This is a genomic window from Oricola indica (assembly GCF_965227485.1).
Taxonomy (GTDB): Bacteria; Pseudomonadota; Alphaproteobacteria; order Rhizobiales; family Rhizobiaceae; genus Oricola; species Oricola indica.
In genome coordinates this window covers 1,939,408-1,963,482 of sequence record NZ_OZ245747.1, presented here as the reverse complement: position 1 = coordinate 1,963,482, position 24,075 = coordinate 1,939,408, and the positions used below count along the sequence as shown (strand labels likewise).

The following is a 24,075-nucleotide window of genomic DNA, read 5'->3' as shown; positions in this document are numbered from 1 at the left end:
TTTCGCTTCAAGCCGGCGGAAGGCTTTCAATCATCAAACCGGCCGTTGGCGACGGCCCGCGCCCGGCTACCCAAAGCGCCGGGTTTTGAAGCGCCGACGCGACGATAAACCTCCTCCGGAATGAGGGAGGGGTCCTTGTAGATATACCAGGTGCATTTCGTTCCCGACCGTGCTTCGGGCCATGTCGGGGGCTCGACCACGCGAGTTGGATAACCGAACCGCCTTGTCGGCATTCGTTCGTTCAGGGCACAGCAATGCGCGCAATAGAGGCAGACCCCTATCTTGTTCCACGACCAGTCATGAGGTTTTGTCGTCACCCCGAAACCGTAGGGCGCTTCGACCCTCGGACCGGTTCCCGTATCCGGATCGTCGCGAAGTGTCCGCCCGCCCGACCCGCACGGGTTGAACCGTATCGCCCAGCGGTCTGCTTCCTCGACGACCTCCAGATCCCCTTTTCGTCCAGGACCGGAGAGATGCCCGCGAAGTCCTTCCAGTGCGATGTGCATCAACAGGTCGAAGGAGCGCGACCACGGATTCACATCGGTATCGTAACGGTCGTAGTAGGCATACATCGGCGCCATGAGATGATCCCATAACGCGCCGATCTCCTTTTCTCCCAGCCGACGCGCCGCCGCATCGACCCAGCCATAAACATTGTCGCACAACCGATCATGCGTTTCGCGCCAAGTCTGGCGCGCGCACTCGAGATTGGCGGCAGCTTCCTCCGCCCTTCCCGCTCGACAAGCCTCTTTGGTCGACGCTATGAGCCGCTGGTACTCGTTCCAGCAGACAGCGCCGTCAAAACGCTCTTCGTTTTCATGTGCGAGCAGTCGTCGGATCCGCTCTTCGTCATCCGCCAGATCGCCGGCGGAAACACCGCGCTCGCGCATGTATTGCGGGATATCGACGATCCACTGCGTGAATAATTCGAACGCCTCGAGCGCCTCACGGATCGTATACTCAGCGAGCTTCGCCGCGTCGTCGAAACGACCGTCGATTATCGCTCGTTCGGCCAGGGTGTAAGTCGACGTCGCATGGTCGGCGTAACTCCCGGCTCTGATCTCGTATCCGGTGCCTTCATGCCAAACCAGGGGTCCATCTTCAGCGATCATGGCTGCAATGCTTCATCCGAAGTCGCATCGGATTTCGCCTTTTGTCGACGGCGCATCCACCACTCCTCGATTTCCTGCGGGCCGACGATCCCCTCGGAACGAAACGCCATTCCGAGCACGATGACTGCGCCAAGATAGAAGCCGGTGAGGCCAAACATCTGCGGCAGTTCCACACCGGCGATCTCAGGGCCATTCTCGAGAAAGCGCATCACCTCAAGACCGAGCGCAACGACGATCGACCCGACCACCGCACCGGTAACGCTGTGCATCCCGCCGATGATCAACATCGCGAGGGTCAGGAACGTAAGGTCGAAGTAGAAACTTTTTGGACTGATCGTTCCGACGAAAAGGGCAAAAAGTATACCTGCGACCGCAAGGAAGAAGGCGCTCAACATCCAGGCCGCAAAGCGCAGCCGCTGCATGCGCACACCGACAGCGGCTGCCGCGGCAACATCCTCGCTCGACGCGCGCAACTGGACACCCCAGTGCGAGTCCCTGAATAGCCGCGCGATCAGGACACCGACGACGGCTATTGCCGTTGCGCCAAGCAAGGAAGCCTTGATTGGTATACCATAAAAGGCGCGCGGTCCTCGGGTAAGATCTACCCAGTTGAGCAAGATGACGTGAACGACAACGAGGAATGCCAACGTGGCAATGGTTGCCGGGACACCGGTTTGGCGCACCATCACAAGGCCGACAAAGAACGCCACGACCATCGTAATCACGATAGCGCCCAATATTGCGACAGGCAGGGGAAACTCGATGCCTGACAACCCGAAAGGTGCTGTTGCCAGCGCGCTCTTCTTGATGGCCACCGGTGTCGCAAGAATGGCGACGGCATAGGCTGCGATCCCCATAAAGCCAATATGTCCGAAATGGGTGATATCGGAATTGCCCATGAAGACCTGAAGCCCCAGCACGATGATCAAGTTGACCATGAAGGTGAATACGATCCGCTGATGATAAGGCTCAGCGAACACGAAAGCCGAAACTCCGATCACCGCGATCAGAAGACCGAGAACGGCAGAACCAAGAAGAACAGAGCGTTTGATGGTCACGTTTTCTCTCCAAAATCCGGCCGTTCTCCGAGTATGCCTTGTGGGCGAAACAGCAGGAGCACCGCAATCGCGCTGAAAATGAAGGCATCGCGAAACCCAGCAACCGATGAGGGAAGAGCGGCCTGGAGGGCTACTTCCGCAATGCCTAGGGCGAATCCGCCAATGACCGCGCCCGGAAGGCTGCCGAACCCGCCGACGACCGCAGCGACAAAAGCCTTGAGCACCGGCGTGAAGCCCATAAATGGGTCCACGGCACCGCGCCGGGCCATGATGAACACCGCCGCCAGTCCGGCAAGCAGGCCCGAGATTGCAAATGCGGTACTGACGACGCGATTTGCCCTTATGCCCATCAGCCGGACGGTGCTGAAGTCCTTTGCCGCCGCACGCATTGCCATTCCGATCGTCGTGCGGCGCATGAAGACCACAAGAAGCATGATCGCCAAGACTGTGATACCGGTTTCAAGCAACTGGACAACCGGAATGCGGAGCGAGCCAAAGTTCAGGTCGAACATCAGCCATTCCGCCGTCGGTACGGCTTTTGGGCGGGTTCCAACGAATAGCAACGCTGAGTTCTGCAGGATGATACTGACCCCGAATGCCATCAGCATCCCAGTTGTTGGCGGCGCTGCGCGCACCGGCCTGAATGCAACGCGTTCCAGAAGGAGCGCAAATAGAATGGCGGCCAGGACGCCAACGGGCAGGATCAGGAACGGATTCTTCACCCCGAAAATCAAGACCGCGAAAAACATGGCGTAGCCGCCGACCGTGATCAATTCGCCATGAGCGAAGTTCACCAGTCCCATGACACTGAAAACGATCGCCAGGCCGAGAGCCAGCAGAGCATACTCGCCACCCAGGCTGAATGCATTCATCGCCTGCTGAAGAAAATAATCCATAGCGGTTAGTGTCCTTCCAGCCCGAGGTACATTTCCATCACGCCGCCAGACTTCTTGAGTTCGTTCGCGGTGCCGGAGAAGACAATCGACCCGGTCGAAAGAACGTAGGCTCGATCCGCAAACTCCAGAACCTCGCTCGCATTCTGCTCGACGATGAGCAGCGTCAACCCCCACTGCCGGAGGGTCACGAGAAACTCAAAGATCTGGTCCACGATGCGCGGGGCGAGACCTAGCGACGGCTCGTCGAGCATCAGGAGCTTGGGGCGGGACATCAGAGATCGCGAGATCGCGAGCATCTGTTGTTCGCCTCCCGACAGGTAGCGCGCTGCCGAATTGAAGCGCTTTCGAAGAATTGGGAATAGGTCGAGGAATTTCTCTATGTCCTCGGCGATACCGTCATTGTCCTTTCGGATTGCCGCGCCAAGGCGGAGATTTTCGCCGACCGTCAGGTCGCCGAAAATCCGACGCCCCTCCGGAGTAACCGACATTCCCCGTCGGATGAGGTCTTCGGTGGAGGCTCTACCCGCTTCTTGATTGTCGAAAATAACATTCCCGGAATTCTTGGGCACCAAACCGATCAGGGATGACAACAGACTGGACTTCCCCGCACCATTTGGGCCGAGAAGGGCGACAACGTCGCCCTTCTCAACTTCGATATTTACGTTCCGGACTGCCTTGATCGGACCATAGTTGACCGAAATGCTTGAGGCCTTGAGCATCAGGGCGCGGCAACCCAACTCGGGACGATGCTGTCAACCGGAGTAAAAGCTCCGTCTTTGACCTGAATGATTACCATGCTCTTGAGCGGCACGCCGCCCTGGTCCTTGAAGGTGATCGAGTCGGCAACGATGCCCTCCATCCCCTCAATCTCCTTGATCGCTTCCTTGATTTCGGCGCCCTCGAAGGAACCGGCCGCTTCCGCTGCGGTCTTGATGACCTCGACCGCTTCGCCGCCCAACCCGAAGAAGATATTCTGGACGTCGTATCCGCGCGCCGTGCAGTCCTCGTAGAACTCCTTGAGCCTGGTGCCATCGGAGGGAAATCCGTGGGTTGTGAAGCTGGCAAGCGATGCACCGCTCCCGGCCACCTCGATGAAGGACGGATCGTCGAATCCGTCTGTTCCATAGACGGCCATTTCGACGCCGGACGACTTGAGCGTTCGCACAAGTACGCCCGCATCCGGAACGAGAATGGCTGCGAAGATCATGTCCGGCTCGCCCGGCAGGTTTCGGATCTCGGTCACCTGCGGCGTGTAATCGGCAAGGCCGTGATGGTAGTTCACACGTCCGACAATCTCACCGCCGAGACGCTCGAAGGCCTGCGCAAAGTACTCAGGTGTCACCGAGGAATATGCGCCCACATCATGAGCAATCATGAGTACCGCCTTGCGATGCCCGGATGCGTAGGCATGCTCGGCAGCCGCGGCTGCGGCTGCGTTGTCGCCATAGGGAACCAAAAAGCCATTGTCGGGCGAAGCAACCGGGAACGCCGGCTGCGTCGCTCCCACCGCCAAGACCGGAACGCCACGCGCCATGGCCATCTGTCCCATCGGAATGAGACCGTCATCGGTCGGCGGTCCGAGAAGCACATCAGCTCCGAGATCCAGGAGCTGCTGCGTCACGTTAGCAGCAGCTACCGGGTCGCTCTTCGTATCACGAATGATCAATTCAATGGATTCACCGTTGATACCGCCGGCCTCATTTATCTGGTCGACACGGCAACTCACGCCATCCGGGCTGTCATATGGTGCGAGACCGCCGGTGACCGCAGCGGCATATCCGATTACGAGCCCTTCGGCACTCGAAGCCGTCGGCGCGATCATTGCCGAGCCGGCCAACACCGCTGCAAGAAATGTGGTCGTTTTTGAAGTCAAGTGTTTGTTAGACATTTCATTCTCCTCTGCTGGAGTTATTGGTTTCGGTAGTCTTGTTTTTCGAGTGGCCGATATAGACCTCGATAACCTGAGGGTCCTTGCGCACTTCGTCGGGCTTTCCGGAAGCGATAATCCGCCCCGCGTCCAGGACATAGATCCGGCTACAGAGCGTCATGATAAACCGCAGGTCATGGTCGATTACGATGACGCCGCAACCGAAAGCCTCACTCGCCTGTCGGACCGAACTGATCAGCGCAGTCGTCTCGCCTGCATTCATTCCTGCCGCCGGCTCATCGAGAAGGAGGAAATCAGGCGCCAGCGCCAGCGCCCGAACAATCTCCAGCCGGCGCTGGCTTCCATAAGGAAGTGAGCCCGCCCGCCAATCGGAAAACTTCAACAGGTCAAACTGGGACAGCAGGTCATCGACATCGATCGCGGCAGCTTTGCCGGGCTTGTCTCGCAGGGCAGACGTGTGAGCGACCTCGACATTCTGCCTGACGGTAAGACGCTTGAATAACTTGATGTTCTGGAATGTCCTCCCCAAGCCGGACATCGCGCCGAACTGGGGAGTGGTATTGCTGACGCGTATGTCATTGATCAGCACTTCCCCGGAACTCACGGGCATGAGGGAAGTGATCGCATTTATGAGAGTCGACTTGCCCGCTCCGTTCGGGCCGATCAGACCGACAATCTCTCCCTCATCGCAGCAGAGAGAGACGTCGCGCAGCACCTCCAGGCCGGAAAAACTCTTGCACACACCCGAAACGAGTAGCCTCTTCCCACCGGATCGGGGTTGAGAGAATTCTTCATTTGAGGGCTCGTTCAACGGCACTGTCACCAAACCTCTCCTGCCCCCAAACATCGGATGATTTTGCTGGGCTTGCTTTTGGTTCAGTTTTCAGACCTTTATGATGTATGTCAACCACATTTTTAAAATCGCTTCCAATCCTAGAGCTTCGCAAGCAGCCCGCCATCCACTGGCAAGTCGATTCCCGTGATGAAATCCGCTTCGTCGGAAAGAAGAAAAAGTATAGCGTTTGCAATATCTTCCGGCTTCGCTATTCGCCCCAGAGGTGTTCTATTTTCCATCCTCTGGACGCGTTCTTTCTGGGCATAAATATCGCCAGTCATCGGTGTATCGACAGCACCAGGGCAAACGGTATTCGACCGAATTCCGTCCACCGCAAACTGCATGGCAAGCGAACGAGAGAGCGAAACCAGCGCCGCTTTGGATATCTGATAGGCGTCCGAGGGACCTCCTTCCAGGATGTTCTCCATGTTGCGAATGCCGACAACGCTCGCAACATGCACCATGGATCCCCCGCCCGAGCGCTTGAGAAGCGGAATGGCGGCACGAATAACGCGTATGACACCGCGCAGATTCACGTCCAGCGTGAGATCAAGCACATCGTCATTGGATGTGGCGATGGATCCGTCCCGCTCAAAAAGACAGATTCCGGCGCAATTGACGACCATGTCGAGCTTTCCGTGAACGCGACCGATCTGCTCCAATACGTTGGCGACGTCACCATCGTCCGTAAGATCGCACCGCCGGAATTTCAGCGTTCCCCCAATATCGCCGAGAATCGGATCCTTGAGATCGACAGCCTCGACGCAAGCTCCTTCAAGCGCCAGGGCCCTTGCAACGGCAAGCCCTATTCCGCCTCCCGCACCGGTGACAATCGCCACCCGTCCATCAAAACGAGCCATGATATATTTTCCTTTCCTATTTCGCGTGCAGGTTCCGTGGATTGGCCTGCATATGTTTGAGTCAGATACGTCCCGTTCGCTCCCCTTTCAGGAAGACAGAGGAACCAGAACATGAAACTTGCAGGCAAGAGAGCTATCGTAACCGGCGGTGGCAACGGTATTGGTGCGGCCATCAGCCAACGGCTCGCCTCCGAAGGCTGCGCCGTCGCCATCGCCGACCTCAATGCGGCCAGAGCACAATCGGTTGCGAGCGAGATTCTCGCCGGCGGCGGCCAGGCGGTTGCCATTGAGACGAACATCGCGGAAGCCGCTTCCGTGCAAAGGATGGTCGCTCAGGCGGATGAGGTGCTGGGCGGCATCGATATTCTCGTGAACAACGCCGGCATCGTTCATCCCGAGGACAAATCGATCGACGACACGCCCGAGGCAGCGTGGGACATGACCCTGGCCGTCAATCTCAAGGGAATCTTCCTCGCAAGTCAGGCCGCTGTGCCGGCACTCGAGGCGAGCGGCAACGGAATTATCGTGAACGTGGCTTCCATCGTGGGATTTCTCGGATCCTATCCCAGCCAGATCGCCTACACAGCCAGCAAAGGCGGTGTCATTTCCATGACCCGCGAAATGGGGGTCGCGCTGGCCCGCAGAAACATCCGTGTCAATGCGGTCGCCCCAGGCCTGACAGCGACCGCGATGGGGGAGCAGTTGGTCGATGACGCGGCAGCCTGGGAACTTCGCCGGCTTCACATACCGATGGGTCGCATGGCCAAACCCGACGATATTGCCGCAACCGTGGCATTTCTCGCGTCCGACGATGCCAGCTACATCACTGCACATGTGCTTCCCGTGGATGGCGGAATGATCGGCGCCTACCTAACCCCGCCGGATTAGCCCAAGGACGGTTATACCCCTATTGGTATGATTGTCATACCTTTAATATGCGGCGATGAATGAAGCAAATATTTGTCTGCAAAACCTTATGCCGGGACGAACCGGTACTAGTGGCAAACAACCAATCTAAAGAATGATTGGCTAGACCTTTGCCAATTTTCTGAGATAACAGGTCGGCATAAGCGCGTCGAAACCCGTAGAGGAAGAGATTTGCACGACAGTCTGACCATCGACGAACTAAGCAGACCGATTCGATCAATTGAATCGGTCCACGCCGCAGCAGCCTATGAGGTCGCGGCCGACAATATCCGGCGCGCCATCGCTCTTGGCCGCTTCTTACCCGGAGACAAGTTGCCCCCGGAGAGAGAGCTCTCGGAGCAGATGCAGGTTTCGCGGACGACGATCCGTGAGGCGGTGCGTGTTCTCGAAGGAGAGGGACTGATAACAGTCAAGCGAGGAGCTCTAGGCGGATTGGTTGTGATGCGCCCTCCCAGCTTGAGTTCGTCCGAAATGGGCGCCTATCTAAGGGTCCAGATCCGGCTCATATACGACATTCTAGATTTCCGGATCGCGAACGAATGTTTTGCCGCGCGGCTCGCCTGCAGGAGGCGCACGCAATCGCATCTCGATCGCCTCGCGCGGCTCGTGGATACGATGACGGACCTCTGCGCGCAGAAAGCGAAACGAGAGGATATATCGAATATCTCCCAGTTCCTTGCTGCCGACGCGGAATTCCATCTCACGATTGCCGATGCCGCGGATAACAGCCTTATCAGCAAGGCGGTCGGCGATGCGCACGCGGCGATGTTCCTGCCGATCGGACGCGTATTCAAACGCCTCGAAGATCGAGCCAATGCCCATCATGAAACCATCTATGCCGCTATTCGGGATCAGGATACCGAGAAAGCGGAGAAGGAAATGAGCCTTCACATCAGGACGACGCGAAAGAGCCTGCGCAATCTGCTTCCGCCGAACGCCGAGGTCCCCGAGGACTAAAAGCAGCCGGACGATACCGATATCGAGGCGCCTTCAATGAAAAGGCGCCTCATCTGGAGCCTAGCGAAGAAGATCGGCGAGGTCGGTGGCTACCTGCTCCAGCGCTTGGTCGGCTTCTGGCAACAGGCCTCGCAGCGAGACGAAACCATGGATCATGTCCGGGTACGTCAGATGCGCTACGCCGTTCCCCGCGTCCTCTAGCCGCTTTGCGTATGCGTTACCTTCATCGCGCAACGGATCAAATCCCGCAGTGATCACAACAGCGTCGGGGAGATCGACAAGGGTCTCGGCCAGAAGCGGCGATGCAAGCGGATCACGCCCGTCCCCATCGGGGCCAAGATAGCTTGAAATGTAGAACGGCATGCTGTCGAGAAGAAAGCCTTTTGAAAAAAGTCGCTTCGACTCCGGCTCCCCGACGAGATCGGTAACGGGATAAATCAGCAACTGTGCCCGGATTGAGGGACCTTCGCGATCCCGCGCGGCGAGGCAGACGGCCGCGGCGAGATTGCCTCCCGCGCTATCACCGCCCACTGCGATACGACCGGGATCGATACCCAACTTCGAAGCTTGTTCAAAGATCGCTTCCAGCGCTGCGTAAGCGTCATCGAACGCCGTAGGAAATCGGTGTTCGGGAGCAAGGCGGTACGCAACCGAGATGACTATAGCCGGGGTTTTTTTCGCCAACACCCTGCAGATGCCGTCATGGGTTTCGATATCGCCGCGAATGAATCCGCCGCCATGGTAGTAGACGAGGCAGGGCGCCGCATCCGCGGACATCCCCTCCGGTTTGTACACGCGCGCCGCAAGAACGCCATTGTCGGTTGCGAGTTGCATGTCCCGGACTTCCGCCATCTCTGGCGCGGGAGCATCGACCGCCGCCATGTCGCCCTTCCATTCCGCGCGCGCCTCGTCCGGGTCCTGCAATTCGACAGGAACCGCCTCGGGGTCCCCCGGAGATGCGAGAATTTCCTTCAATTTCGGATGCAGTTCACTCATCTGTTTCCTCATTACCGTGCCGGGTGTTGTCAGATAGATTCGTCCCGATCAGCGCGCGGCGACACCGCCATCGACCATGAGGGTCGTTCCGGTGATGTAAGACGCCTTTCCCGATACGAGAAACTCGACCGCATCGGCAATCTCTTCGCAGGTGCCGAATCTACTCATCGGAATCTCCTGTTTGAGGCGGACGACCACCTCTTCTTCGGTGCCGCCCCAGCCGATCGCGCGCATGGAGGGGCTGAGCGGGAGCGCCAGAATGAAGCCCGGCGCAATTGCATTGACGCGAATGGCCTTCTCCGCCAATTCGCAGGCAAGGTAGCGTGTCAGGGATTCCAACGCCGACTTGCTGGCGCCATACATCGATGCGCCAGGCAGGCGCCCCAGGGAGGCCGTGATACTGCTGATATTCACAATCGACGCACCCTCGGCAGCCATGTGGGGAACGACCGCGCGACAGATACGGGCTGAGCCGGCGACATTAACGTCCCAGACGGCTTCCATCGCCGCGTCTTCCATTGCATCGATCGGCGTATACCGGACAATGCCGTGGCAATTCACGACCGCATCCAGCTTACCTCCGCCGATATCCACGGCAGCGGCAACACACGTGTCCACGCTCTCGGGATCCTGCACATCAAGATGATGGAGGAAGACTTTGATATCACCCGTTTGGCCAGTCTGACCGTTCAGGTTTGAGTCGATGGCGAGGTCCGCAGCGACAACGGAATAGCCCTGATCTACCAGGCGTCCATTGATCGCGCTGCCAATCCCTCCCGCTCCACCGGTTACCAGGGCGGTCTTTTTTCTTGTCATTCGTGAACTCCTTGAAGGTCTTTCGGCATGGCGGATTGCAGTGCGATCAGATGCGCTCGAAATATCGCATCATTTCCCAGTCGGTGACCGTCTCCTGCTCGAAGCAGCGCAGCTCCTGGGTGGCAAAATTGGCCAAATGTTCATGAACATCGGCGCCGAGGGCAGATCGCACCAGCTCACTGCCGGAAAACAACGCAACTGCATCTCGCATATTGGATGGCACGCGCGGCAGCGAGCGATTTTCATACGCATTGCCCTCATGCACCGCGGGTGCGGGAAGCCCTGCCTCGACACCGTCGAGACCGCTGGAAATCACGCCTGCGAGCGCGAGATAGGGGTTCGCGTCAGCGCCAGGCATGCGCGATTCTACACGAAAGCTAGCGCCTTGGCCGACAAGCCGGAATCCGCAGGTTCGGTTGTCGACGCCGAGCACCATCTGACATGGCGCGAATGATTCATCCTGGAAACGCTTGTAGGAATTGATCGACGGAGCAAACAGGTAGCTATAATCGCGACCACCCTCGATCAGCCCGGCTACGAAAGAGGAGAAGCGGTCCGACATTCCTGCGGGTCCGTCCGCATCGTAACTGATCGGGTTGCTGGTTTCCCGATCCCAGAGACTTGCATGGATGTGACACGAGGAGCCGACTTCCTCGATGAAGGGCTTCGCCATGAATGTCGCAGAGTACCCGAATTCACTCGCGGCTTCCTTGACCCAGTGCTTGTAGATGGCGTGCCGGTCCGCCATGAGAAGAGCGTCGCAATATTTCAGCGTAATTTCCTGTTGACCCAGGCCCCATTCCGTCTTCGCGTTCTCGACTATCACTCCTGCGCCGGCCAATCTGTCACGGATCAGACCAACGAAATCCTCGTCCCGTGTTGACTGGAGAATATGATAGTCGGCTCGATATCGTGATGTCGGCGCAAGGTCGCGATAGCGTTTTTTCCATGCTTCGTCATAGTCGGTGCGGAAGAGGAAAAACTCCAGTTCGGTAGCGCATTTGAATGTCAGCCCAAGCCTTTCGGCGCGCTCCAGCTGCTTCTTCAGGATCGTTCGCGGCGCCATACCGAGATGTTCGCCGGTATGTTCCTCGATGGCATCGCAAAGAACGAGGGCAGTGCCATCCTGCCAGGGAAGGATGCGAAAGGTGGAAAGGTCAGGGCGCATGATGAAATCACTGAATCCATCAGCCCAATTCGTCAGCTTGAAACCTGGGCGCGGCTCCATTTCCATGTCGGACGCGAACAGGTACGATGATGCGTGAACACCCCCGGGTCCCGACAACGCCTCCAGAAAGGCTTTCGTCGTCAGGCGCTTCCCCATCAGCCGGCCCCACATGTCCGGAATTGCGCACACAACCGTGCGAATAGCGCCTTCGGAAAGAGATTTCTCCAGCTCCGGCAAGCCTGCTGCGTCCATCACATTACATCCTTCTTGGCAAATTCACGAAAAAGTCCGCCGCATATATCGGCCCGACCCACGCCTGGATTCCGCTCTCCGACACCAAGCGCATTCCCGTGGCCGGCGTTTTTTCATCCGACGCCTGCGACGCGCTACTTGATACGAAAATCCGCATACCCGCTTTCCGCGGAAGCACGACAGGATTTGACATATTCCGGGAAATCCAGATGCGACATGAAAATCCGCGGCTTTCCCGGCACATTTGCGCCGACATACCAGGAATTGGCGAGAGGATAGATCGTCTCTTCAGCCATCATGTTCAGCATCTTTCCCCAGTCGTTCTGCTTCTCGTCAAGCGCTTCGATTTCCGATTTTCCTTCCCGGTCCATGGAAAGGATACAGTCGACGATCCATTCGACCCCGATTTCCGCGAGGGTAACCATATTGGCGAGACCGGCTGGGCTGCCGGGACCATTCACGACAAACATGTTCGGGAAACCGGCTACACAGAAACCGAGATATGTCCGCGGGCCTCCATCCCATGCGGTCTTCAGATCCTTTCCGTCGCGCCCCAGGATGTCCATTTTCAGAATTGAACCGGTGAATGCATCGAACCCAGTCGCATAGACGATTACGTCGAGATCGATATGCCCTTGTTCGGTTAGGATGCCGGTCTCGTCTATAGCAACAAGGGGATTTTCCCTCAGGTCAACCAATTCGACATTGTCGCGGTTAAACATCTGAAAATAGCCATTGTCGACGCACAGCCGCTTTGCCCCGATCAGGGTATCCGGCATCAATCGCTCGGCGACATCCGCATCTTCGACTATTTGCCTGATTTTTTGTCGAACGAACTCAGCCGCCGTTTCGTTTGCATCAACATCGGAATACAAGTCTCCAAAAGCCGCCGTGAAGCCCAAGCCACCGTATTGCCAACGCTCCTCGAAGATCTTCTGTCGCTCTTCCTCGCTCACCTCGAAAGCACCGACGTCGCTGACATCGATACCGAGTGCCGACCGGTTTCGGCGCGCACGTTCGCGGATCGCTTCGTAATTCGACTTGAGGCGGGCAATCTCCTCGGCGTCGAGCACCTTGTTCTGGGACGGCACACTGTATGCCGGGGTCCGCTGCAAGAGATATAATCTGCTCGCGCTCTTGGCCAGTTCAGGCGCAATTTGGGCACCGGAAGACCCTGTGCCGATTACCCCGACGCGTTTGCCAGAGACATCAACGCCGTCCGTCTTCCAGCGACCGGTATGGACACTATGCCCTTTGAAAGTCTCCATTCCTTTGATCTTGGGGAAGATGGGCTCCGAGAGCGGGCCGGTCGCGACAACAAAGAAGCGCGCCAGGACCTCCCCACCCCCTTCGGTCCGGATCTTCCAGAGCGAATTTTTCTCGTCGAATTCAGCGGACACGACCTTCGTCTCGAAGGAAATATGATCGCGCAGACCGTAGCGATCGGCGACATGCGAGAAATATGCCTGCAACTCAGGCTGCGCCGAATAGCGCTCAGGCCAGGTCCATTCCTGCTCGAGGTCACGGTCGAAGCCATAAGAATACTCCAAACTCGGCACGTCGACCCGGGCACCGGGATAATTGTTCCAGTACCATGTACCGCCTACATCGGATCCGGCTTCGAACAGGCGCGCTGTTCTACCCGCCTGCTTAAGGCGAAGGAGCGCATAAAGTCCGCCGGCACCTGCTCCCACAACCACGGCGTCCAAGAATTGCTGACCGCCATCAGCAACCGCTTCTACACGCCCCTCGACCGAACTCCCGTCCATCCCAAATCTCCAGAGATGCTAAAAATTTTGGAACAAAGTCGCCTCATCGGCGCAATGCTCCTTAGGTATGTTTTATAGACCTTTATTACATTATCAATAGAAAAATTCGTCGATCGGCGTGATAGCGGAAAACCATTGGGTAATCTTCGGGGATCTGGAAGGACCACTGACACAGCGCGCCAGGACCGCCGAAGTTTGGGAATCAAGCTGCCAGGATCTCAGCCGTACACGTGACGCGACCGGGCCAACGCGACGAAACGCCTCATCAACTCCGGTCCCTGAGGCGTTTCCTCGAGCAGGTCGTCGAAGCTTCTTCCGGCCTCGATCTCAGGCCCAATGGCCGACCATATTACTTTCATCATCTCAGCGGTATATTCCGGATGAAACTGTACACCCCATGCGTTCTCACCCATTCGAAGCGCTTGGCATCCATCCAGCACGCTGCGAGCCAAGGGACGCATACCATCCGGCGGAGCAATGACCGTCTCGTGGTGGATGACATGAAACTTTGTGGTTTTGGGCAGTTCTCCGAACAGAGCGTCATCATCATGGCGGAGAAATGATATGTCGACCGTACCGATCTCCAGTCCGGCCTTGTTAGGCCCGACCTCCGCTCCAAGCGCATGAGCCAACAATTGATGGCCGAAGCAGACACCGAGTATCGGGAGCCCCTGCCCAAGAGCCATTCGCAGCCAATCGGCTGTCGTTTCCACCCAATCCGCTCGATGCGATACCATCGCCTCCGACCCGGTTACAAATACTCCGGCGAACCGACCAATGTCATTTGGCAGGCCATCGCCTTTGAATACCTCGACAACCTCTGTGTCCTTCAGTTCGAGACCTGCTGCACGAGAAAAGGTATGCTCCGTGTCCCCGAAGCGATCGACGAAATCGTGCGATACATCGTGCAAACTGCCCGTTTTCACAATCAGAAACCGGCTGGTCATTTGATCTCTCCGTTGACTCGTCTTGGGGCAATCCGCACAAAATCGTGAGGTTTGAATCGAGGCTCACTGCAATAAAAATAGACTTTGATAGCCGTCATCAAAGCAATGGACCCTTTTTCAGACCTTTACCCCTATAAGCCACCAAATACCCCTGAAGCAACAGCTTCGGGCTGACAAGAATCCAAATTCCTCGCCGCGCAGAGCTTCCTGTACGAAACGGATTTCGTTAATGACCTTCTCCGCCGGCTCCTTCTTGGTCCTGGATTTCCGTCTCATCATCGCTCGCTGAAGGCCTATGAAGAGCCAGAAATCGTCCTGCATTCATTCCGTCGAAACTAGCGCATTGGCGCTGAACCGGCGTACTACAGGTAGGTAGGAAAAAAGCTCCCGATCCTGTTCGATAGTTTGTCTATGAAGTGGTTCAGGTCTTCCGATATGGCGATGGACAATACCTCACAATTGTCGATCAAGTGCGGCCCGCACTGCAAATGCGACATCATCTGCCCCCGGGATAAGCGCAGCCTGTAGCGAAGGGCTCGCAGGGATGCGGGTATCGGGGGTCGTGACGCGGCGAATTGTCAGATCGATATCGGACAGGGATTCCGTGAGCCGCATCGCGATCTCTCCCGCAAATCCGCCAGTCCGAACGGCCTCGTGAACGATAACCGCCTTCCCTCGCGTTTGCCGAACGGCCTGAAGAATAGCCTCCTCGTCGAGCGGGGAGAGCCACCGGAGATCGAGCACATTGGTTTCGATCCCATCTGCCGCGAGCGTTTCCGCGGCTTCCAGCGCGACCGGAACCATAGTTCCCCAGGTGAGAATGGTGGCGTCATCGCCCGTGCGGCGCAGACGCGCCTTGCCGACCGGTTCGGCTTCTTCGGTGATCCCGACCTCGCCCTTGGTCATGTAGAGTTTGCGCGCCTCGATGACCACGCAGGGATCGGGGTCGGCGGCGGCTGCTCGCAGCAGGGCGTAGGCATCCGCGCCCGTGGCGGCAAGGGCGACCTTGATACCTGGAATATGGGCGAGAATAGCCTCGATCGACTGGGAATGCTGGGCGCACGAGCCGGGGGTCGCCCCCTGCTGTGTCCGCACCACCATGGGAAGATTAGCGTTTCCACCGCTGATGAAACGGACATTCGAGGCCTGATTGATCAGCTGGTCGATCGCGACAAACAGGAAGTCCGCCCACATGATCTCCACAATCGGTTTCAGGCCGCTCAACGCCGCGCCAACCGCCGAGCCCAGAATGGCGTTTTCGGCGATCGGCGTATCAAAGACACGGCTTTCACCGAAATCCCTCTGCAGGTATCGGGTGGCGCCGAAAATTCCACCGGCCTTGCCGATATCCTCACCGTAGACAAGAGTGGCTTCGTCGTTCTTCAATTCCGTACGCAACGCGAGATTTACGGCCTCGATATAGGTCATTTCGCGCGTTTCAATGACAGCAGGGTCCCTGTGCGAGGGCTTCTTTACAACGTCCGGCAAGGCGCTTGCGTCCGGGAGGGCGGAGGCCATGACAGCATCGGCCATGTCCGCAACCTTTTGCTGCTCAGCCGCGATCAGTTCGCCGACTTCCGCTTCATCCATCAATCCGGCGGCCGCGATCCTCTCGCCAAGCCGCGCCAGCGGATCGCGCTGGCCCGCTTCTTCCCGGTCGGCTTTCTTGCGATAGTGCTCGATGTCGCGATTGTAGTGGCCCCACAGGCGCGGCACCCGGAATTCCAGAAGGCTCGGCCCCTCGCCTTTTCGTGCCCGGTCGGCTGCCATCGCAATGCTGTCGCGCACGGCCATGGGATCGACACCATCCACCGTGGCGGACGGAATTCCGTAACCGGAGGCACGCTGGGCCAGCCGGTCCACCTTGAACATGTCGGTGGTCGCCGTCATCTCCGACCACGCATTGTTCTCGACGACGAAGATCACGGGCAGCGACCGTGCGGCAGCGAAAGCAAACGCCTCGTGAGTGCCGCCCTGATTGAGCGCGCCGTCACCAATGGTGACGATGACCACACGGTTGTTCTTCTGGACCAGATTGGCCATCGCGATCCCGCAGGCGATGGTCGTGCCCGCGCCGACAATGGAGTTTTCTCCCACAAATCGGGTGCCCGGCCCCATCATGTAGGCTGAACCTGCGCGACCGCCATTGATACCCTCGGCGCGCTGGCAGATTTCGGCGAATACCTTGCGTTCCTCAAGACCGGAGGCGATGGCCCAGCCATGGCCACGGTATGTGGCCACAACCTGATCGTCCTCGCGAAGCGCTGCCAGTGCACCGAGCGGAACCGCTTCCTGTCCGGCGCAGAAATGCATGGAGCCATCAACGCTTGGGGGCTTGGTCATCGTGAGGTCCCAGGCTTTCTGCTCGAAGGCCCGTATGTATGCGATGCGAGCCAGCATCTCGCGCGCAAAGTTCGAATCGGAGGATTTGATGGGGGACGGAGCCTTCCCGACTGCCGGCGTGGACATGGGCATATTCCTTCAGGTTTGATGTTCTGTGCGCCGTCGGTCAGACGGCGTATGCGATGGAGCCGTCTTTTCGGTGCGGTATGTCGTGCAAAGGCCCTTGAGAGGGACTGAGCCAGACACTATCCGCCTCCGGCCTGAGCCGCACACCGAGGCCCGGCCGTTCGGGCAGGCGGAGGTAACCGCCCTCCCGCACGAGACAGCTGTCATAGGCGGTAGAGGCTGGTGCGGATTCATCGATCAGCGAGTATTCCTGCACCGCTATGTTGGGCACGGCGGCGGCCAAATGGACCGAAGCCGCCGTGAGCACGGGACCGAGGAAATTGTGCGCAACCAGGCTGGCGTGATGCGCTTCGGCGATGGCGGCGATTTTCCGGCAGTGGGATATCCCCCCGGCCAGTCCGAGGTCGGGGCGAAGATATTGCGGTCCGCCCTGCTGCAGGAGTTCACGAAACTCCCATATCGTATTGAGCCGCTCGCCATTGCCCATGGGCAGGTTGATCCGGGCGGCGAGCGAGCCCTGCGCTTCGATGCTGTCGATCTGGATCGGATCCTCGATGAAGAGGACGTTGAATGCTTTGAGTGCCTCGATCACCGGGATCGCATGCAAGGGCGTCAGGCGGCGGTGAAACTCGAGCACGATATCGACATCCCGGCCTGCGGCGTCCCTCGCCGCCTCAACCCGTGCGGTGACTTCGCGTATGAGTGAATCCAGGCCACGATCCCCGCAGTCGGATGGTATCGGGTCAAACTTCACTGCGGTGAAGCCCTCATCGACCGCCGTCGCGACCTCCGTTGCGATGGCTCCCGGTTCAAAATCGCCGAGGATCAGCTTGTGCAGCCTGATCCGATCCCTGCAATGGCCACCCAGGAGTTCCCAGACCGGTGCGTCGAACGCCTGACCCTTGATATCCCACAGAGCAATATCGATCGCCGAGACGGCGCCTCCCAGGACAGAGCCCCGAAACGGCCCCATGCGATAGAGTTGATGCCAGTGATGCTCGATCCGGCGCGCATCCTCGCCGACGAGATAGTCGGCGAAACGCGGCATGATTGCGTCCACCGCTTCGGGATACGCCCAGCAGCCGGACTGACCGAGGCCGGTGATCCCGTTTTCGGTCGTGATTTCGACGAAGTGGGCCCCGCCGGCCAACCGGGATTTGACCTGTGCGATCCTCATCGCGTTCTCCTTTGAGCGACGTCAGCCGGAGACATAGAGGCCACCATTGATGTGCACGGTTTCCGCTGTGATGAAGCTCGCCCAGGGCGAACAGAGGAACGCGACGACATTGCCGACCTCCTCCGGCGCACCGAGACGCTTGAGCGGCGTAAGGTCGAGCAGTTGTTCGCCCTGCACGTCCATGAGGGGCTGAACCATCGGCGTATCGATCAAGCCCGGCGAGACGGCGTTTACCCGCACCCTGGGGGCCAGTTCGAGCGCCAGCGTACGGGTAAAGGCCAACACCGCGCCCTTGGTGGCGGCATAGTGGCCGTGCATGTAGCTGCCCTTGTGGCCGGACATCGAAGCGACATTGACCACGGCGCCGCCATCGTTGAGCAAAGGCGTTGCGGCCCGGCATGTGAAGAATACGCCATCGAGGTTGACCGCACAGGTCTGGCGCCATTGTTCGTCTGTCATTCCCTCGATCAACTGATCACGATAGATACCCGCGCCAGTGACGAGGAAATCGAGGCTGCCGAAGCGTTCCTTGATGAACCCGGCAACCCGATCCGCGTCCGCTGAGGATCCGGCATCCTGGCCAATGGCGACACAACGCTCGCCAGTCGGGTCGAGCTCGCGAGCAAAGGCACTCACTCCCTTCGCATCGAGATCCGTGAGGATGCAGCTCGCGCCCATCTCGAAAAAGGTCCTGGCGACGCAACGGGAAATCCCGCCGTTTGCACCCGTGATCCAAAGTGTCTTGCCGGAGAAATCAAACATTGGCCGACTCCGATTCCGATGCTTCGGCAGTCGTCGTCCCCGTCTGCATTACGCCCGTTACCAATTGGTCCTCCGTGACGGTTTTCCCGTCGAATTCGCCGGTGATCCGGCCCTGGCTGATTGTGAGAATGCGCTGGCTCAGTCCCATGATTTCCGGCATCTCCGAGGAAATGAGCAGGATGGACATGCCCTCGCTCGCGAGCCGGGCGATGAGATTGTGCAACTCGGATTTGGCGCCGACGTCGATTCCGCGCGTCGGCTCATCGAGGATGAGCAGTTTCGGCTCGCTGGCGAGCCATTTCGATAGAACGATCTTTTGCTGATTGCCGCCGCTTAGCTTGCCCACATGGGTGCCGGCAGTCGGCGACTTGATGTCGAGCGCCTGGCGGTAACGGTCGTAAACGGCGCGTTCGCCGCGCGGGCGCGTGAAGCCGAGCGGAGAAAGCTGTCCCAGGATGGACAGCACCATGTTGTCCTGCCCGCCAAGGCCGAGCATCAGGCCCTGTACCTTGCGATCTTCGGGCACGAAACCGATACCGATCTTCATGGCATCGCGCGGCGAATTGATGCTCACCGGTTCACCCTGCCAGAGAATTTTGCCACCGGAGTTGTCGCGAAGACCAAAGAGGACTTCAGCCAGCTCGGAGCGCCCGGCACCCACCAGCCCGTAAAGCCCAAGGATTTCGCCGGAACGAACGGTAAGATCGATGGTATCGAAGTAGCCGGGGACGCCCAGTCCCGTCACTTCCAGCAAGGGGGCGCCAGGCTCGCTGTCGGGCCTGTGCACATAGCCTTCGAGCGTTCGGCCGATCATGAGGCGTGTGACTTCGTCGAGATCCGTCCTTTGGCTCTCCAACGTCCCCTGACTCTTGCCATCACGGAGAACGGAAATGCGGTGCGAGAGCCGGAAGACCTCGGACATGCGGTGCGAGATGTAGACAACCGCCACGCCCTGTTCGGCCAGCCGTTCCACATTGCCGTAGAGGATCTCGGCCTCGGCACCACTCAGCGAGGCTGTCGGTTCGTCGAAAATCACCACCGAACAATTGAACGCAGACGCACGGGCAATCTCGACAAGTTGCTGTTTCGCAATGGAGAGTTCGCCAACGATGTCGTTGGGATCGATCGCATACCCGCCGCGTTCGATTACAGATTCGGCCATTTCCCGGAGCTTTTTCTTGTCGACGCGGCCGAAGGATTTGACCGGCAGGCTGCCGAGGAAAATGTTCTCGGCAACGGTAAGCTCCGGCACCAGTGAGATTTCCTGGTGGATGAGGAGGATACCGCGCCGGCGGGCATCGAGCGGGCTCGCAAGTCGAACCTCCTCGCCCATGTGGATCATCGTGCCCGCATCCGCGGCCTGATTGCCGGCGAGAATCTTCATGAGCGTCGATTTGCCCGCCCCGTTCTCGCCCACGACCGCATGCACTTCTCCCGCGCGCAGTTCGATATCGACACCGTCGAGCGCCTTGACGCCGGGAAAGATCTTGGAGAGGCCCTTTGCCTCGAAGACCACATCGCCCCTTTTCGAAGTGGGGACCGGTTTTGCGGATGATTCAGTCATTGCCATCTCCTATTCCGCCGTGTGGCTGCGGTTGGACGACAGCCGGTCGAAAAGCAGAACGAGGATGAGGGCCGAGCCCATGATCACCGGCACGAAGAAGGGTGAGACGCCGACAAGGTTAAGCCCATTGCGCAGAATGGAGAGAGCGATGACGGCTGCCAGCGTGCCAAAGAGGTCTCCCTTGCCGCCACGCAGGCTGGTGCCACCCAAGACGACCGCGATGACGGCCCACAATTCGTAGTCCTTGCCGTAAGATGGCGTTGCCGCGCCGAGGTCGGATGCAATCGCGATACCCGCAACTGCCGCCATCAAGCCGCAGAGGATGAAATTGATAATCACGTGCCGTTGGACCGGCACGCCGGCATCGACCGCCGCTGTGCGGTTGCCGCCGATCGCATAGGTATTGCGCCCGTGGAGGGTACGCTTCATCACCCACTGAAAGACCGCGACCGAGCCGAGAAAGAACAGCGAAATCACCGAGAACGGCCCCACCGAGTATGCGCCGATGTCGTGCAGGGTGAAATCCGGAGAAGCGAGGGACGTATCGCCGGCATAGAGAAAGGCGAGACCGCGCACGCCGATCATCCCCGCAAGAGTGACGATGAAGGAATTGATGCCGATTTTCTCGACGATCAACCCGTTGACCAGCCCCAGTCCCGCGCCGGCGCCAAGGACGACCAGAATGGCAATCGGCAAACCGAGTTGGCCTTGAAGTCCAATGACCAGGCACGCGGTCAGGCCCAGAACCGAACCGACCGACAAGTCGATATTCCCGCTCACAAGGATCGGCGTCAGGCCCACGGCGAGGAAACCGATCAGCGCACTTTGCGCGACGATGTTCCCCAAATTGTAGGCGGTGAGAAAGTGCGGGCTCGCAAAGCTGAAAACGACGAACAGCAGCAGCGCCAACAGCCAGGTGGGGTTGCCACGCAACACGGAGAAGACCTTCCGTGTCGAGACGCCCGAAACGCCGGATGTGGTGGACTGGGCACGGCCGGTCATGACGCAAAGACCTTTCCGCGCTTGCCGATCACGTCGGCGCTGACAGCCCCGATGATGACGGTCCAGGTAACCAGCCACTGGATGTAATAGGGCAAGCCCATGAGAAGCAGGGCGTTCTGGATAAAGGCGAGAACGACGATGCCGAAGATTGCGCGCCAGATGCCGCCGGAACCCCCGAGCAGGCTGGTGCCGCCCAAGATGATGCCCGCGAGCACGGTCAGTTCATATCCCGATCCGGAATCGAGCCGGGCCGCCATGACACGAGAGCTGAGCAGGATCGCCGCACAGGCGGTCATCAGGCCCGAAATAAGATAAGCGGTGAAAATCACCGATCTTACCGGGACCGCGGAGTGACGGGCGGCGACGGGGTTCGCGCCGACAGCGAAAACCCGGCGACCAAACACGGTTCGCGTGAGCAACAGCGACATCACCGTACCAAGAACGAACAGTACGATGACGGGCACCGGAATACCCGAGAGGAAGCCGCGCCCGAATACGGAGAACCAGGCTTCGCTGGGCGCGGCAATCAGTGCGTTCTGCCCGCCCGTGTAGACAAGGGCGATACCCTGCAGAAGCGAGAGCATGCCGAGCGTCGTGATCAGCGAATTGAGGCCGAGATAGCCGACCAGGATCCCGTTGACGCCCCCGGCCGCCAACCCCACCGCAAGCGCGGCGAGAATACCGGCCACCGGACTTACGCTCTCATGCACGGTGATCAACACCACCGAGCACAAGGAGAGCATGGAACCCACCGACAGATCGAGCCTGCCGCTGATCACCACAAAAGTGACCCCGATGGCGATCACGCCGGGAATTGAGGCCTGTCGAAGCACCTGAAGCACATTGTTGGAGCTCAACAGCCGAGGGAGGAACAGCGCCGCTATGACCAGGGCCAAAATGAGAATGGCGGCGACAGCGAACCGGCCGATTTCAATGCGCATAAGTCTTTCCATCATGCGAATCCCCGCTTGAACCCGGCAATTCGTGATTTGTGATAACGCTGCGATGCGTGATGGAGCCCGAAAAGCACAGTGGTCTGCATGATCAGGCCTCGATACCCAGCTTGTAAAAACGCGAAGCGGTGCCCCGATAGATGCTGCGTCGTTCGGCTTCGGAATAGTGAGCGACGGCTTCGTCCACGACTGATACCCATTCGGGCGGCTCGATCGCCATGGTCGCCACCGGCCAGTCACCGCCGAACATGATCCGATCGGGCCCGAAGGCGTCGAGCGCAACGTCGATATAAGGGCGCAGATCGGCGCGGACCCAGTGTTCGTGGTCAGCTTCGGTCGCCACACCCGACAGCTTGCACACCACGTTCTCACAGGCCGCAAGCTCTGCCATCTGCGTGCGCCAGGGCTCCATCAAACCGGCCTCAATGCCCGGTTTCCCGATATGATCCAAAACGATCCGCGTATCCGGGCATTGCGAGGCCAACTCGATCGAAGCCTCCAGGTGAGGATGCTTGATGCACATGTCAAAGCTGAGGCCAAACTCCGCCAAGGCTCTGACACCTTCAATGAATCCGGGCTGCAGACAGAACGACGTGTCCGGTTCATCCTGATAGATGCGGCGCACGCCGACCACCTTTTCGATGCCCGCAAGTTTCTCGAGGTGGCCGCGAACGGCATCGCCCTGTTCAAGCCGAGCAAAGCAAACAAGCGCCGCGATACGAGGATCTGTCCTGGCCTGCTGCAACACCCAATGCGCCTCGTCAAAGGCACGGTCGGGATGGGCATCGCATTCGAGAAACACCATCGCCTCGACCTCGACCGTCCCGCAGGCGGCCCTGTAATCGGCCGGCAGATAGGCGCGGTTGAGCTTGCCGGCGGCTGCGAGCCAGGGATAGTCCAGCGCCTTCGGGTTCCAGATATGCAGGTGGCTGTCGATGATCGGAAAATCGGGCATGTTCGGTCAGGCTCAGTTGGGCAGTTTGTTCTGGTTGAGGATGTGCTCGGCGGCGCCGTTGAGGTCGGCCTCCAGCGCGATGCGCGCCATGTCGGGATCGCTCTGGCGCAGCGCCTCTATCAATGCCTGATGGTGCTCTGAGGGCACCTTGTTGTTTATGCGGCTTGAGCCTCGCCGCACATCGAGATTGAGAACAGGACCAATCTGGCTCCATAGTCCTTCGATGATGGGCAGGAGCACAGGCTTGCGGGCCGCGCGGTAGACGGCAAAGTGAAAATCCTTGTTGTGGACGATCAGCTTGGACGGATCGGGATCCTTCAATTCGCACTCTGCGTTGAATGCGGCAGAGATCTCCTCGATATTCTTCAGTTCGCTACCGGTGATCTGTCTTGCCGCCGATTCCACCGCCATGCCTTCCAGGCGGATGCGGATATCCCGGATCTCGATGAAACGCGACCGGCTCATGATCGGCACGCGGAAGCTGCGGCTGGGCAGAAGCTCGATGGCCTGCTCGACCATAAGCTGATTGAGGGCATCGCGCACCGGCATGGGACTTGTCCCGAGCGCGGCGGCCAGCTTGCGCAGTGTCAATTTTTCGCCAGGCTCGAAATATCCCGAGACCAGCATATTGCGCAAATCGAGATAGACCCGTCGCCCGAGGGTTTCATGCTCGATTGGCACCACTGCCGACAAACCGTCCATAGATCCCCTC

At 58.8% G+C, this 24,075-nt stretch carries 22 protein-coding genes; 2 read left to right on the top strand and 20 right to left on the bottom strand.

What is annotated here, in order from left to right:
- Positions 1-26: 26 nt before the first annotated feature.
- The 7 genes from ACQK2M_RS09980 to ACQK2M_RS09950 all read right to left on the bottom strand — a co-directional run bounded on the left by ACQK2M_RS09980 (position 27) and on the right by ACQK2M_RS09950 (position 6,649).
- Entirely contained in the window at positions 27-1,112 is a 1,086-nt protein-coding gene (locus tag ACQK2M_RS09980; protein WP_425417674.1) for a hypothetical protein, read from the bottom strand.
- The gene (locus ACQK2M_RS09975) at positions 1,109-2,170 is read right to left on the bottom strand and encodes a branched-chain amino acid ABC transporter permease (RefSeq protein ID WP_425417673.1); all 1,062 of its coding nucleotides are present in this window, start codon (positions 2,168-2,170) and stop codon (positions 1,109-1,111) included. The genes ACQK2M_RS09980 and ACQK2M_RS09975 overlap by 4 nt, the downstream gene beginning before the upstream one ends.
- Complete coding sequence (locus ACQK2M_RS09970; RefSeq protein ID WP_425417672.1) at positions 2,167-3,066, bottom strand: branched-chain amino acid ABC transporter permease; 900 nt, start codon at positions 3,064-3,066, stop codon at positions 2,167-2,169. Before ACQK2M_RS09970 ends, ACQK2M_RS09975 begins: the two co-directional genes overlap by 4 nt.
- Positions 3,067-3,071: 5 nt before the next feature.
- Positions 3,072-3,785 (bottom strand): ABC transporter ATP-binding protein, encoded by a 714-nt coding sequence (locus ACQK2M_RS09965; RefSeq protein ID WP_425417671.1) that lies wholly within the window; start codon positions 3,783-3,785, stop codon positions 3,072-3,074.
- A complete protein-coding gene (locus ACQK2M_RS09960; RefSeq protein ID WP_425417670.1) occupies positions 3,785-4,954 on the bottom strand; it encodes an ABC transporter substrate-binding protein in 1,170 nt (389 codons plus the stop codon). Before ACQK2M_RS09960 ends, ACQK2M_RS09965 begins: the two co-directional genes overlap by 1 nt.
- Before the next feature lies 1 nt (position 4,955).
- Entirely contained in the window at positions 4,956-5,777 is an 822-nt protein-coding gene (locus ACQK2M_RS09955; RefSeq protein WP_425417669.1) for an ABC transporter ATP-binding protein, read from the bottom strand.
- 110 nt (positions 5,778-5,887) lie between these two features.
- Positions 5,888-6,649: an SDR family NAD(P)-dependent oxidoreductase gene (locus ACQK2M_RS09950; RefSeq protein WP_425417668.1), complete on the bottom strand. Its 762-nt coding sequence runs from the start codon at positions 6,647-6,649 to the stop codon at positions 5,888-5,890.
- 111 nt (positions 6,650-6,760) lie between these two features.
- Between ACQK2M_RS09950 and ACQK2M_RS09945 the strand changes: the two genes are divergently transcribed.
- Complete coding sequence (locus ACQK2M_RS09945) at positions 6,761-7,537, top strand: SDR family NAD(P)-dependent oxidoreductase (protein ID WP_425417667.1); 777 nt, start codon at positions 6,761-6,763, stop codon at positions 7,535-7,537.
- A 210-nt stretch (positions 7,538-7,747) separates the two neighbouring features.
- Complete coding sequence (locus tag ACQK2M_RS09940; RefSeq protein ID WP_425417666.1) at positions 7,748-8,533, top strand: FadR/GntR family transcriptional regulator; 786 nt, start codon at positions 7,748-7,750, stop codon at positions 8,531-8,533.
- A 60-nt stretch (positions 8,534-8,593) separates the two neighbouring features.
- On the opposite strand, the gene ACQK2M_RS09935 is transcribed toward ACQK2M_RS09940, so the two are convergent.
- The 13 genes from ACQK2M_RS09935 to ACQK2M_RS09875 all read right to left on the bottom strand — a co-directional run bounded on the left by ACQK2M_RS09935 (position 8,594) and on the right by ACQK2M_RS09875 (position 24,065).
- Positions 8,594-9,529, bottom strand: a complete 936-nt coding sequence (locus ACQK2M_RS09935) for an alpha/beta hydrolase (RefSeq protein WP_425417665.1) — start codon at positions 9,527-9,529, stop codon at positions 8,594-8,596.
- Positions 9,530-9,577: 48 nt separating this feature from the next.
- The gene (locus ACQK2M_RS09930) at positions 9,578-10,345 is read right to left on the bottom strand and encodes an SDR family NAD(P)-dependent oxidoreductase (protein ID WP_425417664.1); all 768 of its coding nucleotides are present in this window, start codon (positions 10,343-10,345) and stop codon (positions 9,578-9,580) included.
- Between the two features lie 46 nt (positions 10,346-10,391).
- A complete protein-coding gene (locus ACQK2M_RS09925; RefSeq protein WP_425417663.1) occupies positions 10,392-11,765 on the bottom strand; it encodes a glutamine synthetase family protein in 1,374 nt (457 codons plus the stop codon).
- 134 nt (positions 11,766-11,899) lie between these two features.
- The gene (locus tag ACQK2M_RS09920) at positions 11,900-13,534 is read right to left on the bottom strand and encodes a flavin-containing monooxygenase (protein WP_425417662.1); all 1,635 of its coding nucleotides are present in this window, start codon (positions 13,532-13,534) and stop codon (positions 11,900-11,902) included.
- Positions 13,535-13,752: 218 nt separating this feature from the next.
- Entirely contained in the window at positions 13,753-14,481 is a 729-nt protein-coding gene (locus ACQK2M_RS09915; protein ID WP_425417661.1) for a glutamine amidotransferase, read from the bottom strand.
- 453 nt (positions 14,482-14,934) lie between these two features.
- Positions 14,935-16,950: an alpha-ketoacid dehydrogenase subunit alpha/beta gene (locus tag ACQK2M_RS09910; protein WP_425417660.1), complete on the bottom strand. Its 2,016-nt coding sequence runs from the start codon at positions 16,948-16,950 to the stop codon at positions 14,935-14,937.
- A gap of 40 nt (positions 16,951-16,990) precedes the next feature.
- The gene (locus ACQK2M_RS09905) at positions 16,991-18,127 is read right to left on the bottom strand and encodes a mandelate racemase/muconate lactonizing enzyme family protein (RefSeq protein ID WP_425417659.1); all 1,137 of its coding nucleotides are present in this window, start codon (positions 18,125-18,127) and stop codon (positions 16,991-16,993) included.
- 21 nt (positions 18,128-18,148) lie between these two features.
- Entirely contained in the window at positions 18,149-18,889 is a 741-nt protein-coding gene (locus ACQK2M_RS09900) for an SDR family NAD(P)-dependent oxidoreductase (protein ID WP_425417657.1), read from the bottom strand.
- Complete coding sequence (locus tag ACQK2M_RS09895) at positions 18,882-20,453, bottom strand: sugar ABC transporter ATP-binding protein (protein WP_425417656.1); 1,572 nt, start codon at positions 20,451-20,453, stop codon at positions 18,882-18,884. Before ACQK2M_RS09895 ends, ACQK2M_RS09900 begins: the two co-directional genes overlap by 8 nt.
- Positions 20,454-20,462: 9 nt before the next feature.
- A complete protein-coding gene (locus ACQK2M_RS09890) occupies positions 20,463-21,455 on the bottom strand; it encodes an ABC transporter permease (protein ID WP_425417655.1) in 993 nt (330 codons plus the stop codon).
- Positions 21,452-22,396 (bottom strand): ABC transporter permease, encoded by a 945-nt coding sequence (locus ACQK2M_RS09885; RefSeq protein ID WP_425417654.1) that lies wholly within the window; start codon positions 22,394-22,396, stop codon positions 21,452-21,454. The genes ACQK2M_RS09890 and ACQK2M_RS09885 overlap by 4 nt, the downstream gene beginning before the upstream one ends.
- Before the next feature lie 103 nt (positions 22,397-22,499).
- Positions 22,500-23,363: an amidohydrolase family protein gene (locus ACQK2M_RS09880; protein WP_425417653.1), complete on the bottom strand. Its 864-nt coding sequence runs from the start codon at positions 23,361-23,363 to the stop codon at positions 22,500-22,502.
- Between the two features lie 12 nt (positions 23,364-23,375).
- Complete coding sequence (locus tag ACQK2M_RS09875) at positions 23,376-24,065, bottom strand: GntR family transcriptional regulator (protein WP_425417652.1); 690 nt, start codon at positions 24,063-24,065, stop codon at positions 23,376-23,378.
- Between the last annotated feature and the right edge of the window lie 10 nt (positions 24,066-24,075).